At 68.3% G+C, this 14,992-nt stretch carries 16 protein-coding genes; 11 read left to right on the top strand and 5 right to left on the bottom strand.

Annotated features, from left to right (window positions below):
• Positions 1–117: 117 nt before the first annotated feature.
• From DYS74_RS13385 to DYS74_RS13375, 3 genes are all read right to left on the bottom strand, one after another.
• A complete protein-coding gene (locus tag DYS74_RS13385) occupies positions 118–543 on the bottom strand; it encodes a DUF1499 domain-containing protein (RefSeq protein WP_121534192.1) in 426 nt (141 codons plus the stop codon).
• Positions 540–1,508: an agmatinase gene (gene speB, locus DYS74_RS13380; protein ID WP_121534191.1), complete on the bottom strand. Its 969-nt coding sequence runs from the start codon at positions 1,506–1,508 to the stop codon at positions 540–542. Before speB ends, DYS74_RS13385 begins: the two co-directional genes overlap by 4 nt.
• A gap of 176 nt (positions 1,509–1,684) precedes the next feature.
• Entirely contained in the window at positions 1,685–2,161 is a 477-nt protein-coding gene (locus DYS74_RS13375; RefSeq protein WP_121534190.1) for a hypothetical protein, read from the bottom strand.
• 273 nt (positions 2,162–2,434) lie between these two features.
• Between DYS74_RS13375 and DYS74_RS13370 the strand changes: the two genes are divergently transcribed.
• The 3 genes from DYS74_RS13370 (at position 2,435) to DYS74_RS13365 (ending at position 3,685) form a co-directional block, all read left to right on the top strand.
• Positions 2,435–2,938 carry an RrF2 family transcriptional regulator gene (locus DYS74_RS13370; RefSeq protein ID WP_121534189.1) on the top strand — a complete coding sequence of 168 codons (504 nt, stop codon included), beginning with the start codon at positions 2,435–2,437 and terminating at the stop codon, positions 2,936–2,938.
• A 133-nt stretch (positions 2,939–3,071) separates the two neighbouring features.
• A complete protein-coding gene (locus DYS74_RS19050) occupies positions 3,072–3,206 on the top strand; it encodes a hypothetical protein (protein ID WP_281272464.1) in 135 nt (44 codons plus the stop codon).
• 122 nt (positions 3,207–3,328) lie between these two features.
• A complete protein-coding gene (locus DYS74_RS13365) occupies positions 3,329–3,685 on the top strand; it encodes a TfoX/Sxy family DNA transformation protein (protein ID WP_121534188.1) in 357 nt (118 codons plus the stop codon).
• Positions 3,686–3,707: 22 nt separating this feature from the next.
• Here DYS74_RS13365 and ndk read toward each other — a convergent pair whose 3' ends face one another.
• Positions 3,708–4,130: a nucleoside-diphosphate kinase gene (ndk, locus tag DYS74_RS13360; RefSeq protein WP_121534187.1), complete on the bottom strand. Its 423-nt coding sequence runs from the start codon at positions 4,128–4,130 to the stop codon at positions 3,708–3,710.
• A gap of 214 nt (positions 4,131–4,344) precedes the next feature.
• Between ndk and DYS74_RS13355 the strand changes: the two genes are divergently transcribed.
• Together DYS74_RS13355 and DYS74_RS13350 are read left to right on the top strand one after the other, a co-directional pair.
• Positions 4,345–6,201, top strand: coding sequence for an ABC-F family ATP-binding cassette domain-containing protein (locus DYS74_RS13355; RefSeq protein ID WP_121534186.1), 1,857 nt, complete (start codon positions 4,345–4,347; stop codon positions 6,199–6,201).
• 171 nt (positions 6,202–6,372) lie between these two features.
• Positions 6,373–7,377, top strand: a complete 1,005-nt coding sequence (locus DYS74_RS13350; RefSeq protein WP_121534185.1) for a Fe(3+) ABC transporter substrate-binding protein — start codon at positions 6,373–6,375, stop codon at positions 7,375–7,377.
• 51 nt (positions 7,378–7,428) lie between these two features.
• Here DYS74_RS13350 and DYS74_RS13345 read toward each other — a convergent pair whose 3' ends face one another.
• Complete coding sequence (locus tag DYS74_RS13345) at positions 7,429–8,208, bottom strand: hypothetical protein (RefSeq protein WP_121534184.1); 780 nt, start codon at positions 8,206–8,208, stop codon at positions 7,429–7,431.
• A gap of 156 nt (positions 8,209–8,364) precedes the next feature.
• Between DYS74_RS13345 and DYS74_RS13340 the strand changes: the two genes are divergently transcribed.
• The 6 genes from DYS74_RS13340 to DYS74_RS13315 all read left to right on the top strand — a co-directional run bounded on the left by DYS74_RS13340 (position 8,365) and on the right by DYS74_RS13315 (position 14,968).
• Entirely contained in the window at positions 8,365–9,300 is a 936-nt protein-coding gene (locus tag DYS74_RS13340; protein WP_121534183.1) for a nucleoside hydrolase, read from the top strand.
• Between the two features lie 106 nt (positions 9,301–9,406).
• Positions 9,407–10,834 (top strand): protein adenylyltransferase SelO, encoded by a 1,428-nt coding sequence (locus DYS74_RS13335; protein ID WP_121534182.1) that lies wholly within the window; start codon positions 9,407–9,409, stop codon positions 10,832–10,834.
• 38 nt (positions 10,835–10,872) lie between these two features.
• On the top strand, positions 10,873–11,574 hold the full coding sequence (locus DYS74_RS13330; protein ID WP_121534181.1) for an endonuclease/exonuclease/phosphatase family protein: 702 nt from the start codon (positions 10,873–10,875) through the stop codon (positions 11,572–11,574).
• A gap of 105 nt (positions 11,575–11,679) precedes the next feature.
• Entirely contained in the window at positions 11,680–12,576 is an 897-nt protein-coding gene (locus tag DYS74_RS13325) for a DMT family transporter (RefSeq protein ID WP_121534180.1), read from the top strand.
• An 87-nt stretch (positions 12,577–12,663) separates the two neighbouring features.
• The gene (gene eno / locus DYS74_RS13320; RefSeq protein WP_121534179.1) at positions 12,664–13,938 is read left to right on the top strand and encodes a phosphopyruvate hydratase; all 1,275 of its coding nucleotides are present in this window, start codon (positions 12,664–12,666) and stop codon (positions 13,936–13,938) included.
• 13 nt (positions 13,939–13,951) lie between these two features.
• Positions 13,952–14,968 (top strand): hypothetical protein, encoded by a 1,017-nt coding sequence (locus DYS74_RS13315; RefSeq protein WP_147435509.1) that lies wholly within the window; start codon positions 13,952–13,954, stop codon positions 14,966–14,968.
• The last annotated feature ends 24 nt before the right edge of the window (positions 14,969–14,992 follow it).

Below are 14,992 nucleotides of genomic sequence, written 5' to 3'. Positions count from 1 at the left end.
ATGGCTTGCCTCGCAGTCTCGCTGCGCTGGAGATAGGGGCGTGGCCCCCGCGCTGCAAGACAAGGCCGCCGAAAGCGCGGCGCGGCGTGCCCTTGCCGCAACAGCCGCCCGTCCCGCTCAGTGCACCCCGGCGCGGGCAAGCCAGCCCTCGATCCGGCTGCGGTTGCCGCCGAAATCGAAAGGCCCGAAAATGAGATGACCGCGCACATGCACGCGGTCCCCCTCGATCCAGAGATTGGAGATGTCGGGCAGGCCCCAGAGGGCCGAGCGGGTGACGACGGTGACCAGCCCCTCCTCGACGCTGCCCTCGATCAGCGCAGTGCGCGGCGTCGCCTCGACCACGGTCACCAGCGCCGCCAGCGTCGCCTTCGGCTCGGTCACCTGCCGCACCGCCTCGAAGCCGCCCGGCGCCGGCCAGTCGCCCACCCCATGCGCCGAATCCATCCGGTGATAGAGATCGGCCGGCAGCGGCGCGAGCCGGACCCAGGCCCCGAGCCCGAGCACGGCAAGCAGGAGAAGCGCGGCGACGAGGCGCAGGATCATGCGCGCCCCCGGCGGGTCCAGCCGTAAAGCGCGATCAGCTCCATCGCCACATGGGCGCCGGCGATCGCGGTGGCGCCGGTGGTGTCATAGGGCGGCGAGACCTCGACCACGTCGCCGCCGACCAGATTGATGCCGGCGAGCCCGCGCAGGATCGCCGCCGCCTGCCACGAGGCCAGTCCGCCCCAGACCGGGGTGCCGGTGCCGGGCGCAAAGGCCGGATCGAGGCAGTCGATGTCGAAGGTGATGTAGCAGGGCCGATCGCCCACCACCGCCTTGATCCGCGCCACGGTCTCGGCCACGCCCGCCTGATGCACGAAGGGCGCGTCGAGGATGGTGACGCCGCAGGTGTCGGGGTTGTCGGTGCGGATGCCGACCGAGACGGTGGTCCCGGGCGCCACCACCCCGGTCTTCAACGCCTTGTAGAGGAAGGTGCCGTGGTCGATCCGGCTCATGTCGTCATCGGCCCAGGTGTCGGAATGGGCGTCGAACTGGATCAGCGCCACGGGGCCGAATTTCGCGGCATAGGCGCGCAGGATCGGCAAGGTGATGAAATGATCGCCGCCGAGCGTGATGCTGCCCGCCCCGGCGGCGAGGATGCCCGCGACATGCGCCTCGACCCGGCCCGGGAAGGACGGCGTGTGGGCATAGTCGAAGGCCAGATCGCCGTAATCGACGACGGTCATCTCGGAGAGCGGATCATAACCCCAGCCGAAGGGCGCGTCGGGCGCCTGCAGCGCCGAGGCCTCGCGGATCGCGCGCGGCCCGAAGCGGGTGCCGGGCCGGTTCGTCACCGCCTGGTCGAAGGGCACGCCGGTCACCGCCAGATCGACCCCGGTCAGATCCTTGGTATAGCGCCGGCGCAGGAAGCTCGTGGCACCGCCGAAGGTGTTCTCGAAGGCCAGCCCGCGCGCCTCCGCACGGGTGAAAGCCATGTCGACCTGGGTCTTCGCGTCCTCGAGTGCCATCTGCTTCTCCTGTCTCGCGCCCTAGCTGAACCGACGGTGGCAAAAGGTCAAGCATGGGCGCAGGGGCAGGCGTGGGTTGGGGGCAGCAAAGATCGCCCAAATGACGACAGCGGTGCACCATAAGGTCGCGAAGGTCTAAAATACCAAGACACCCGAAAGATGCGCGACGAGTTCGCTCACTTCTTCGCCGTGTAAAGGTTCAGGATCTCGATTTCCCCATCATCGAGGAACCATGCCCCGTCTCTGCATTGGATTTTCTTGAAGCCATAGCTATCGAAAAGCTCGATCTTGCCAAGACCGCCCACAGTGCGGATCGCGGTGTAGTGGTCGAAGCCGTCCGGGCGCTTGAGGTAGATGATCGCCCCATCTGTCGAATGTTCGACGATTTCCTCTGGCGTCGGCTTGACGAAACGCTTGGCCTTATAGTCGAAATGGCTCAGGAACTCGATGACATCGGCGCGGTACACCCCTTCCGTGATTGTCCGGAACAGGTCGCCGTTCGTCGCAACATACTGAAGAAGTTCGTTGAACTTTATTCCGGCATCCTCAATGCCGTCGATATCCTTCTGAAGGTGCATCAGGTTGATCGTGGCATAGAGACTGCACAACCAGTCAAGATCACCCTGCTGAAAAGGGAATTCGTGGTTCTTCATATCACATGCTCCGGCAGAAATCAGATGAAGGCGTAACCCGTCAATGAGCATAGCCTGAGGGGCGCGGCGAATGCCAGTGGCGAAGCATAGAGACGCCGGGACAGGAGGTCGAAATCTGTCCGCTGCCCGTTTGAGCCTGTCTTGGGAGAATAGAGGCGCGGGCAGTTGGAGAGACGCATGACCCCGAAAAAATCATGCATCGCGGATATCTGATCTGGGTCAAATCGCGCCGGCCCGGTTTCGCCTATGGGATGCTGAACAGAGGGCCTTGCCATGAGACTGACGACGCGAACCAACCTGGCCATGCGCACGCTGATGTGCTGTGCGGTCAATCCCGGCCGGATCGTGCGCAAGCACGAGATCGCCGCCGCCTGCAACGCCTCGGAAAACCACCTCGCGCAGGTCGTCAACACCCTCGCGCAGCGCGGCTTCATCGAGACGCAGCGCGGCCGCTCGGGCGGGCTGCGGCTGGCGCGGCCGATGGCCGAGATCGGCGTCGGCGAGGTGCTGCGCGCCTTCGAGGCCACCCTGCCCTTCGCCGAATGCTTCGACGCCGAGGCAAACACCTGCCCGCTGAGCGAGGCCTGCCTGTTCCGCGTGGCCCTCGGCAAGGCGCTCGAGGCCTTCTATGCCTCGCTCGACAGCTGCACGCTCGCCGATCTCGTCGCCGACAATGCCGCGCTCGACCGGCTGCTGAGCCTGCCCGCCGAGCGCACGATCTCGCTGTGCGGCCGGCCGCAGGGGCAGAGCCCCGACCAGGCCGTGGCCGGGCTGTAACATCCTCGCGAGCCCGGCCCCGAACGCGCGACTTCGCTTGACCGGATGCGCGCGCCAGCCTACCTCCCGCCAACGTCTCGCCGTTTTCAAACTGCCTCATGTCGAGGCATGTCGGCGTTGCATGAGGCAAGAGATGCAGAGCACGCAACAGTCGGGCGCAGCCCAACCGGCCCCGTCCGCGCAACCCGCCCCGCAGCAGCAGGCCCAGTCGACCCCGGTCGTGCAGCAGGGCGCACCGGTGAAGATCACCGACTGGGCGGCGATCTGACCGCCTGACTCGGGCGCGCGCGGGCTCCTGCCTGCGCCCGCCAGACCCGCGGCGCCGTTCCCGGCGGCTTGTGCCCCGGCGCCCCTTCGGCGAGACTGCGCCATCTTGCGCAGGAGCCTGCCATGCCCCGCCCCCTCACCGACATCTCCGGCATCGGCCCCGCCACCGCGGAGGGCTTCGCGCGCGCCGGTATCCCCGATGCCGAGACGCTGATCGAGATCGGCGCCGACGCCGCCTATTCGGCCTGGCTGGCGGCCGGCAACCCGCCCCATTTCATCGGTTATTACGCGCTGGTGATGGCGCTGCAGGGCCGCCCCTGGAACGATTGCCGCGGCGCCGAGAAGGACGCGCTGCGGCTGCGCTTCGACGCGATCAAGGCCGCGGCCCGCGCCCCCTCAGCGGGTGGCGCCGGACAGGACAAGGGCCGCCTCCGGCTGGAAGCGGCCCTTGACGAGATTGGCGTGGGGCTGCGGCGCTGAGGCGCCACAAACCGGATCCGGCTCAGCCGACCAGTTCGAGGCCCGAGAAGAAGTAGGCGATCTCGACCGCGGCGGTTTCCGGCGCGTCCGAGCCGTGCACCGAGTTCTCGCCCATCGACAGCGCGAATTCCTTGCGGATGGTGCCGTCGGCGGCGTTCGCCGGGTTGGTGGCGCCCATCACTTCGCGGTTCTTCGCGATCGCGCCTTCGCCCTCGAGCACCTGCACGACGACCGGCTCCGACGCCATGAATTCGCACAGTTCGCCGTAGAACGGACGGTCCTTGTGCACTTCGTAGAACTTGCCGGCCTGCTCGAGCGACAGACGGATGCGCTTCTGCGCGACGATGCGCAGGCCCGCTTCCTCGAACTTGGCGTTGATCTTGCCGGTCAGGTTGCGGCGGGTCGCATCGGGCTTGATGATGCTGAGGGTGCGTTCGATGGCCATGAGGGAAGCCTTTCTGGGAGGGGACCGGGGGGCTGTCCACCCGGTCAGGTTTTGGTCTGGCGCCTGCTAGCATGGGGAATCGGCGTTGAAAACCCCGTCTTTCGGGCAGGTATCGCGGCAAAACGCGATATCTGCATGACAGCCACGCCATTTCGCGCAAGCCGCCCCCGCGCGCCCCGTTGACGCGCGCGCGCCGCTCGGGCATGGCTCGGCCATGCTGAAGATCGACACCATCACCTATGCCGTCGAGGGCCGCCCACTGTTCGAGGGCGCCTCTGCCACCATTCCCGACGGCCACAAGGTCGGCCTCGTCGGCGCGAACGGCGCGGGCAAGACCACGCTCTTCCGCCTGATCCGGGGCGAACTCGCGCTGGAAAGCGGCGAGATCAGCCTGCCGTCGCAGGCCCGCATCGGCGGTGTGGCGCAGGAGGTGCCCTCCTCCTCGACCTCGCTCATCGACACCGTGCTCGCCGCCGATACCGAGCGCGCCGCGCTGATGGACGAGGCCGCCCACGCCACCGACCCGCACCGCATCGCCGAGATCCAGACCCGGCTCGCCGATATCGACGCCTGGTCGGCCGAGGGCCGCGCCTCGGCGATCCTGAAGGGGCTCGGCTTCGACGCCGAGGCGCAACGCCGCCCCTGCTCGGATTTCTCCGGCGGCTGGCGGATGCGCGTGGCGCTGGCGGGCGTGCTCTTTGCCCAGCCCGACCTGCTGCTGCTTGACGAGCCGACCAACTACCTCGACCTCGAGGGCGCGCTCTGGCTCGAAAGCTATCTGGTGAAATACCCGCATACGGTGATCATCATCAGCCACGACCGGGAACTTCTGAACCGCGCCGTCGGCTCGATCCTGCATCTCGAGAACCGCAAGCTGACGCTGTGGCAGGGCCCCTACGACCAGTTCGCCCGCCAGCGCGCTGCCGCCCGCGCCGCCCTGGTGGCCGAGGCGAAGAAGCAGGACGCCCGCCGCGCCCATCTGCAAAGCTTCGTCGACCGCTTCAAGGCGAAGGCCACCAAGGCCGCCCAGGCCCAGGCCCGGGTCAAGATGCTGGAAAAGATGGAGCCGATCACCGCCCCCGAAGAGGCGGCGAAGGTCGCCTTCTCCTTCCCCGCGCCCGAGGCACTGAACCCGCCGATCATCGCGATGGAGGGCGCGGCCGTCGGCTATGGCGGCAAGCCGGTGCTGCGCCGTCTGTCGCTGCGCATCGACCAGGACGACCGGATCGCGCTGCTGGGCCGCAACGGCGAGGGGAAATCCACCCTGTCCAAGCTGCTCGCCGGCAAGCTTGAGGCCTCCGAGGGCTCGATCACCCGCTCCTCGAAGCTGCGCATCGGCTATTTCGCCCAGCACCAGGTCGACGAGCTCGACCTCGACGCGACGCCGCTCACCCATCTGCAGCGTCTTCGCCCCGAGGAGGCGCAGACGAAGCTGCGCGCGCGCCTGGCGGGCTTCGGTCTTTTTGCCGATCAGGCCGAGACCATCGTGCGCAAGCTCTCGGGCGGTCAGAAGGCGCGCCTGTCGCTGCTGCTGGCCACGATCGACGCGCCGCATCTGCTGATCCTCGACGAACCGACGAACCACCTCGACATCGAAAGCCGCGAGGCGCTGGTCGAGGCGCTGACCGCCTATTCGGGCGCGGTGGTTCTGGTCAGCCATGACATGCACCTGCTCAGCCTGGCCGCGGACCGGCTGTGGCTGGTGAAGGGCGGCGCCGTTGCCCCCTATGGCGGCGATCTCGAGCAATACCGCGCCGAGCTGCTGGCGGGCGATCCGGCGGACAAGCCCGCACCGAAGCCGAAGGACAAGCCCGCGCGCCCCTCGCGCGACGCCATCCTTGCCCTGCGCGCGGAGGCGCGCAAATGCGAGGAACGCGTGAACAAGCTTGCGGAAATGCTTGAAAAGCTGGACGAAAAGCTGTCAGACCCAGAGCTTTACGACGCCTCCCGCGCAGCCGAGCGTGACAAGTGGCTGCGCAAGCATGCCGAGGCGCGCGACGCGATGACCCGCGCCGAGGAACTGTGGATGGCCGCCCTCGAGGCGCTCGAGACCGCCGTCGCGGCCGGCTGAGCCCCAGCCATTCATCTTGCCCCAAAGACCTCGGGGGGCGGCGCAGCCGCGGGGGCAGCGCCCCCTCGGCCCGCGTCGCCCCGCGCGGCATTCCCGATTTCTTCACTCAGGTATTGACCCCTGTGCCACGCTCGGGCATAGAACGTCAAAACCTGACCAAAGGAGTCACCCATGACCGCGCGCATCCTTCTGGCCCTGACCACGGCGCTCGCTGCCACCCCGGCGCTGGCCGAGGAGGTCAATGTCTATTCGCACCGCCAGCCCGAGCTGGTGCAGCCGCTCTTCGACGCCTTCACCAAGGAGACCGGCATCGACGTCAACGTCGCCTTCGTCGACAAGGGCATGGTCGAGCGGCTGGTGGCCGAGGGCGCGCGCTCGCCCGCCGATCTGGTGATGACCGTCGATATCGCGCGACTGATGCAGGTGGTCGATGCCGGCGTCACCCAGCCGGTCGAGGATCCCGCGCTCGACGCCGCGATCCCGGCCGAGTTCCGCGACCCGGGCCATCAGTGGTTCGGCCTGACCACCCGTGCCCGCATCGTCTACGCCAGCCGCGACCGGGTGAAGGACGGCGAGGTGACGAGCTACGAGGATCTCGCCGATCCGAAGTGGAAGGGCCGGATCTGCACCCGCCCCTTCACCGCCGATTACAACGTCGCGCTGACCGCGGCCTATCTCGCCCATCACGGCGAGGAGGCAACGCGGACCTGGCTCGAGGGCGTGAAGGCCAATCTCGCGAAGAAGCCCGAGGGCAACGACCGCAGCCAGGTGAAGTCGATCTGGGCCGGCGAATGCGACATCTCGCTCGGCAATACCTATTACATGGGCCAGATGGTCGCCGACCCGGTCGAGAAGGACTATGCCGCCGCGGTGCGCATCGTCTTCCCGAAGTTCGAGGGCGGCGGCACGCACATGAACATCTCGGGCGTGGCGATGACCAAATCCGCCCCGAACAAGGACGCGGCGCTGAAGCTGATGGAATTCCTGGCCTCGGACGAGGCGCAGCGGATCTATGCCGAGACCAACAACGAATTCCCGGTGAAGCCCGGCGTGCCGCGCTCGGCGCTGGTCGAGAGCTGGGGCGAGTTCACCCCGGACGCGCTTGGCCTTGTCGAGGTGGCGAAGCTGCGACCGGCGGCACTGAAGCTCATCGAAAGTGTCAACTTCGACGGCTAATCGCTTGAAATAAAAGGCCCCGCTTCGGCGGGGCCTTTTCCTGTTCCGGGCTCACTCGGCCGCAAGAACCACCGGCTGCGGCGCGGCGCCGACGCGCACGCAGGGCAGACCGGTGAGCTGATCGAGATCGGCCGCGAACTGCCGGCGCAGGCGCGCGGCGTCAAGCTCGGAGAACGCCGCAATCGGCGCGGGCTGCGGCTGGCGCAGATGGAAGGCGACAAGGCGCGAGAGCTGCCGCGCGGGCAGCGTGATGCCGCTGCGATGGAGTCGCTGCAGCATGGCGAGCGCGGTATCGGGCAGCTCGGGCTCGACGGAAGCCGGGGCGGCAAGCTCTGCCTCGGGCACCAGTGCGGCCAGCGCCTCGGCGGGCGTCGGGTCGACCAGCAGGATGGTTTCGCGCGGCGCAAGCGTGGCGATCAGCTCGGAGGCCAGATCGAACCAGCCGCGCGGCTCGGCCAGCAGATGCGGCGCAAGTTCGTCGAAGGCCGGCATCTCGCGGCGTGCGGCCTGCGCCCGCCACAGCCGCGGATAAAGCGCATCGAGCGGCAGCATCGGCAGCACCAGCCGCCCGACCGGGCCGCGGATCTTGCGCGCAAAGGCAAAGGCGCGGGCCTCGGCGAGCGGGAAGAAGCCTTCCATCCCCGCCGCGGCGCGACCGCAGATCGTCTCGTCGACATGAACGCCGCCCGAGGCCACGGGTCCGAGCACCGCCTTGCCCAGCCCGGCCGCACCAAGAGCCGCCTGCCCGGTGGCCAGACTGCGCGCGAGGATGGCACCGAGGGTTCCGGTGCCCGGCATCGAGAGAAACACGTGATGGTCGGTCGTCCGCATCTGCCTGCCTGCTGTTTTTCTTGGGCGGGGCCGGAAACCGGCGCCGTGTGACTCATCGTTAACCATTGAATGTGGCGAAGATTGGGCCCGGGCGGGGCGGCGGACGATGGACTTCGGCCGCGCCCTGCGACACTCTGCCCGCCGAAGGAGACCGCCATGACCCGCAAGATCATCATCGACACCGACCCCGGCCAGGACGACGCCGTTGCCATCCTGCTGGCGCTGGCGAGCCCCGAGCTCGAGGTGCTGGGCATCACCTGCGTCGCGGGCAATGTGCCCTTGCCGCTGACCTCGAAGAACGCGCGGGTGGTGTGCGAGCTGGCGGGGCGCGCCGACATCAAGGTGTTTGCGGGCTGCGACCGGCCGCTGGTGCGTCCGCTCGTCACTGCCGAATATGTGCATGGCAAGACCGGGCTCGACGGCATCGCACTGCCCGAGCCCGCGATGGCGCTGCAGCCGGGCCATGCCGTCGATTTCCTGATCGAGACGCTGCGGCGCGAACCCGCGGGCACGGTCACGCTATGCCCGCTCGGGCCGCTGACGAACATCGCGACGGCGCTGCAAAAGGCGCCCGACATCGCCCCAAAGATCGCCGAGATCGTGCTGATGGGCGGCGCCTATTTCGAGGTGGGCAACACCACCCCCGCCGCCGAGTTCAACATTCACGTCGACCCGCAAGCCGCGGAAATCGTGTTTCATTCCGGCGTTCCTCTGGTGGTTCTTCCGCTTGACGCCACGCATCAGGTGCTGACCAACCGCGCCCGGATCGAGGCGTTTCGCGGCCTTGGCACGCCGGTGGGCCATGCCGTGGCAAGCTGGACCGATTTCTTCGAGCGTTTCGACATGGAGAAATACGGCTCTGAGGGCGCGCCTTTGCATGACCCCTGCGTCATCGCCTATCTGCTGCAACCGGACCTGTTCGAGGGGCGCCACATCAATGTCGAGATCGAGACCGTGTCCGAGCTGACGATGGGGATGACGGTTGCCGACTGGTGGCGGGTGACCGATCGCGAACCGAACGCCTATTTCGTCGGCCGGGCGAATGCCGAGGGGTTCTATGCGCTGCTCACCGAGAGGCTGGCGCGGCTGTGAGCGCGGCGCCTCCGGCGGGCGTCTTTTGCCAGCGAAAGGCGGCCGTCGCCTTCAACTCCGCGCGCGCGGGGCTTGACCCGGGCGGGCGGCGGCGCAGATCAGAGGGATGACGATGACCCTGCCCTTCGACAATTCCTATGCCCGCCTGCCCGAGCGGTTCTTCGCGCGGCTCGATCCCGCACCGGTGCGAGCCCCGGCGTTGCTGGCACTGAACCGCGATCTCGCCCTGCGGCTTGGGCTTGACCCCGATGCGCTGGCCACGCCCGAGGGCGTCGCGATGCTTTCGGGCAATGCCGTGCCCGCGGGGGCCGCGCCGCTCGCCCAGGCCTATGCCGGGCATCAGTTCGGGGGCTGGGTGCCGACTCTTGGCGATGGCCGCGCGGTGCTTCTGGGCGAGATCGTGGCGCCGGACGGGGCGCGCTTTGATCTGCAGCTGAAGGGCGCCGGGCAGACGCCCTTCTCGCGGCGCGGCGACGGGCGGGCCTGGCTCGGCCCGGTGCTGCGCGAATATCTGGTGAGCGAGGCGATGGCGGCCTTCGGCGTGCCGACGACGCGGGCGCTCGCCGCGGTGGCGACCGGCGAGGTCGTGGTACGCGATGCGATGGGGCGGCCGGGCGCGGTGCTGACCCGCGTGGCCGCGAGCCATATCCGCGTCGGCACCTTCCAGTATTTCGCCGCGCGCGGCGACACCGAGGCGCTTTCGCTGCTCGCCGATCAGGTCATCGCGCGGCATTATCCCGAGGCACAGGGGCCGCTTGAGTTGCTGCGCGCGGTCGTCGCGGCGCAGGCGCGGCTGATCGCCGCCTGGATGGCGCTTGGCTTCATCCACGGCGTGATGAACACCGACAACATGGCGGTTTCGGGCGAGACCATCGACTATGGCCCCTGCGCCTTCATGGACGCCTATCACCCCTCGACGGTGTTCTCCTCGATCGACCAGTATGGCCGCTATGCCTATGCCAACCAGCCGCAGATCGCGGTGTGGAACCTCGCGCAACTCGCCACCTGCCTGCTGCCGCTGATGGGCGACCGCGACGCGGCGATCGAGGCCGCGACCGCGGCGGTGAACGAGTTCGTGCCGCTCTATCAGACCGAGTGGCTGGCGCGCTTCGGCCGCAAGATCGGTCTGGCCGCCGCAACGCCCGAGGATCAGCCGCTGATCGAGTCGCTGCTCTGCCGGATGGCGAGCGAGCGCGCCGATTTCACCCGCAGCTTCCGCGGCCTCGTCACCGGCACCGCGCGCGCCGAATTCGCCGAGCCCCTGGCCTTCGACACCTGGGCGCCCGACTGGCAGGCGCGGCTGGCGCGCGAGGCGGATCCGCAGGCGGTGATGGCCGCGGCGAACCCGGTGCGCATTCCGCGCAATCACCGCGTCGAGGAGGCGATCGCTGCGGCGGTCGAGGGCGAACTTGCGCCCTTCACGCGGCTGTCGGCGGCACTCGCCGATCCTTTCGCCGCCGATCCGGCGCTTGCCGATCTCGAGGCCGCGCCGCGGCCCCACGAGATCGTGCACCGGACCTTCTGCGGCACCTGAACGTCACCGATCAACCCATTGCCAGACAAAGATTTCGCATGAGCCTGCGCATCGCCTCGTACAACACGCACAAATGCGTCGGCACCGACGGGCAGCGCGACCCGGAGCGGGTGCTGAGCGTGATCAACGCGCTCTCGGCCGATGTCATCGCGCTGCAGGAGGTGGACCTTCGGCTCGGCGAGCGGCCCGCGGCGCTGCCCGCGAAGCTGATCGAGGCCGAGACCGATTTCCGCCCTGCCGATCTGCCGCGCACCGGGCCGGAAAGCCTTGGCTGGCATGGTCAGACGGTGCTGGTACGGCGCGGCACGCGGATCCTCGAGGCCGAGGGGATCGCGCTGCCGGGGCTCGAACCGCGCGGCGCGCTGCGCCTGACACTCGCGCGCAGCGGCGCCGATCCCTTCGTGCTGGTCGCCGCGCATCTGGGCCTGCGCCGCACCGACCGGCGCGCGCAATGGGCCCGCATCGCGCGCGAGCTTGGCCGCGGCGGGCCCGCCCCCGCGCTCGCCATCGGCGATTTCAACGAATGGTCGTCGACGCGCGGCTTCGAGGCGCTGACCGGGCTCGACATCCATGCGCCGGGCGCCACCTACCCCTCGCGCGCGCCGCTCGGCCGGCTCGACCGGCTGGTGACGACGCCGGGGCTGCGGGTGCTGCGGATGGGGGTGTTCGACAGCCCGCTGGCGCGGCGCGCCTCGGATCACCTGCCGATCTGGGCCGATGTCGAGGGGCTGCAGGTCTGACAGGGGCGGCGCGATTGTGCGCCACACAATCGCGCGCTGGACGGCCGGCGGCGCTTGCGGCACAGGGGCAACAGGCGGACGGCTCCGCCAGGGGCAAGACCTTCAATGGAAAATCTTCGCGGCAGCCTGCTGATGGTGGGCGCAATGCTTGGCTTCGCGCTCGAGGACATGTTCATGAAACGGCTGACGGCGGAGCTGCCGGTCGGCCAGATGATCATGCTGCTGGGCGCGCTTGGCGCGGCGATTTTCGCCGCGGCGGCGCTCGCGCGGCGCGAGAACCCGTTCACCCGCCGCCTGTTCACCGGCCCGGTGATCTGGCGCAGCTTTGCCGAGTTCGTGGCGACAATGTTCTATGTCAGCGCCATCGCCTTCACCCCCCTCGCCCAGGCCTCGGCGATCCAGCAGGCGGCGCCGCTCGTGGTCACGCTCGGCGCGGCGCTGTTCCTGAAGGAGACGGTCGGCTGGCGGCGCTGGCTGGCGATCGGGGCGGGCTTCGCCGGCGTGATGATCGTGATCCAGCCCGGCACCACGGGCTTTTCCGTGCTGTCGCTGCTCTCGGTGATGTCGGTGATCTGGATCTCGGCGCGCGATCTCATCACCCGGCGCATCGGGCGCGGCGTCACCTCGCTGCAGCTCGCCACCTGGGGCTTTGCCGCGATCGTGCCCGCGGGGCCGATCATGCTGTGGTTTCTGGGCGATCACCTGGTCCCGATGCAGGCATTGCAATGGGCGATGCTGTGCGGCGCGGCCCTGTTCGGCGCCGCGGCCTATTACATGCTGATCGCCTCGGTGCGGATCGGCGAGATGTCCTTCATCACCCCCTTCCGCTACACCCGGCTGATCTTTGCCGTGGCGATCGGCTGGGCGGTGTTCCGCGAACCGCCGGGCCCGGCCACCCTGATCGGCGGCGCGGTGATCGTGGCCTCGGGGCTTTACACGATCTGGCGCGAGGCAGCGCGCCGGCGTGCAAACGCCGCTTTCGTCGCTAACATGCCGCGGTGACGCCGAATTCACCCACTCGGCGCTTTTCGGATGCGCCGGCGCGGGCTATAGAGAAGCCGACTTCAGCCACCCAGTGAGGGCACCGACATGAGCACGATCATCGACATCCACGCGCGCGAGATTCTCGACAGCCGCGGCAACCCGACCGTCGAGGTCGACGTGATCCTCGAAGACGGCACGATGGGCCGCGCCGCGGTTCCCTCGGGCGCCTCGACCGGCGCGCATGAGGCGGTCGAACGCCGCGACGGCGACAAGGCGCGCTACATGGGCAAGGGCGTTCTGGAAGCCGTGATGGCGGTGAACGGCGAGATCGCCGAGAACCTCGTCGGCGAGGACGTGACGGAACAGGTCGCCATCGACAACATGATGATCGAGCTCGACGGCACGCCGAACAAGGGCCGGCTCGGCGCGAACGCCATCCTCGGCGTCTCGCTCGCCTGCGCCAAGGCCGCGGCCGATTTCACCATGCAGCCGCTCTATCGCTATGTCGGCGGCACCTCGGCGCGCATCCTGCCGGTGCCGATGATGAACATCATCAACGGCGGCGAGCATGCCGACAACCCGATCGACATCCAGGAATTCATGATCATGCCGGTGAGCGCGGGCAACATCCGCGACGCGGTGCGCATGGGCTCGGAAGTGTTCCATACGCTGAAGAAGGAACTCACCGCCGCGGGTCTCTCGACCGGGCTCGGTGACGAGGGCGGCTTTGCGCCGAACCTCAGCTCGACCACCGCGGCGCTCGACATCATCCTGAAGTCGATCGAGAAGGCGGGCTACAAGCCGGGCGAAGACATCTATCTGGCGATGGACTGCGCCTCGACCGAGTATTACGCCGACGGCAAGTACAACATGAAGGGCGAGGGCAAGGTCCTCACCGCCGAGGAGAACGTCGCCTATCTGGCCGATCTGTGCGCGAACTACCCGATCATCTCGATCGAGGACGGCTGCGCCGAGGACGACTGGGAAGGCTGGAAGCTGCTGACCGACACGCTCGGCGGCAAGATCCAGCTGGTCGGCGACGACCTCTTCGTGACCAACCCCGAGCGTCTCGCCCGCGGCATCAAGGCCGGCGTCGCGAACTCGATGCTGGTCAAGGTGAACCAGATCGGTTCGCTCACCGAGACCCTCGCCGCCGTCGACATGGCGCATCGCGCGGGCTACACCAACGTGATGTCGCACCGCTCGGGCGAGACCGAGGACGCGACCATCGCCGACCTCGCCGTCGCCACCAACTGCGGCCAGATCAAGACCGGCTCGCTGGCGCGTTCGGACCGGCTCGCGAAATACAACCAGCTGATCCGCATCGAGGAAATGCTGGGCGAGACCGCCGAGTTCGCCGGCCGTTCGATCCTGAAGTAAGGGGCGCGGGCCGGTGACGATTTTCATTGTCGGTGGCTCGAACTCCCTGATGAAGGACGGGTGGGTGACCTCACTCACCCGTCTTTTGCCATCCGAGCAGATCACCAACATCTCGATCGGCGCCACGCATTCGATGACGGGGCTGTTCCGGGTGATGACGCGCAGCGATCTCCAGCCCGGCGACACCATCGTCTGGGAATATGCGCTGAACGAGATCAACCATAACCAGCGCGGCCACCGGACCGAGGACCTGCTTCGCTTCCTCGAACATCTGCTGCGTCTGTGCTCCCGGCGCGGGATAAACTTCGCCGCGGCCGTCTTCACCCCCCGGCAGATCGAGGCGCTTCCTGCACGGCCGGCGTATTACGATGCGCTGCTGCAGCTCTTCGCGCATTACGGCGTGCCCAGCTTCGATGTCTCGCCCCGCTGGTGCGCGGCGAACCGGGCGTCGCGCTTTCCGGTGAAGCTGTTCAAGGATGCCGCGCATTACGTCCTCGAGCCCCGGCTGATGCGCTTCATCGCCGAAGGGGTCATCGACGCCATCGGACGCGCCTGCGTCCCCGCCGAGGTCACACCGCGCTACACCGGGGCGACCGTGCCGCGTCTGGTCACGCCGCAGGACGGCGTGCCGTTCCGCAACACGATCCTCGACCTGACCCTGGCCGAGGTTCCGAGCGCCAGCTTCACCCTGTCGCAAGACGGCCATATCCTCGGCTTCTTCGCGCTCTGCCCGCCCGGACTGCAGACGGGGCTGCGTCTGACCCTTGCCAATGGCCAGACCGGCGGTCGCTGGATCCGGATCTCGACGACGCCCGAGGGCAATTACGAGCGCCCGCAGTTCCGGGCCTTTTCGCTGCTGCAGGCCGACGGCGCGGCGTGGCGGTGCACCCGGGGCGACCGGCTCGAGGTGCGCCCGGCCGAAGGCACCGGCCGCTACTACGCCGAATTCGAGCTTCGCGCGCACCTGTCCGCGATCAGCCGCCCGTTCCAGCCGAGCTTCGCCGGTTTCCTGCTCGAGGTCGCCGAATAATCGCGCGACGACAGCGCTCCGAGA

Source organism: Paenirhodobacter hankyongi, from assembly GCF_003664585.1.
GTDB classification, from domain to species: domain Bacteria; phylum Pseudomonadota; class Alphaproteobacteria; order Rhodobacterales; family Rhodobacteraceae; genus Rhodobacter; species Rhodobacter hankyongi.
This window is presented reverse-complemented; position numbering and strand designations above follow the sequence as displayed.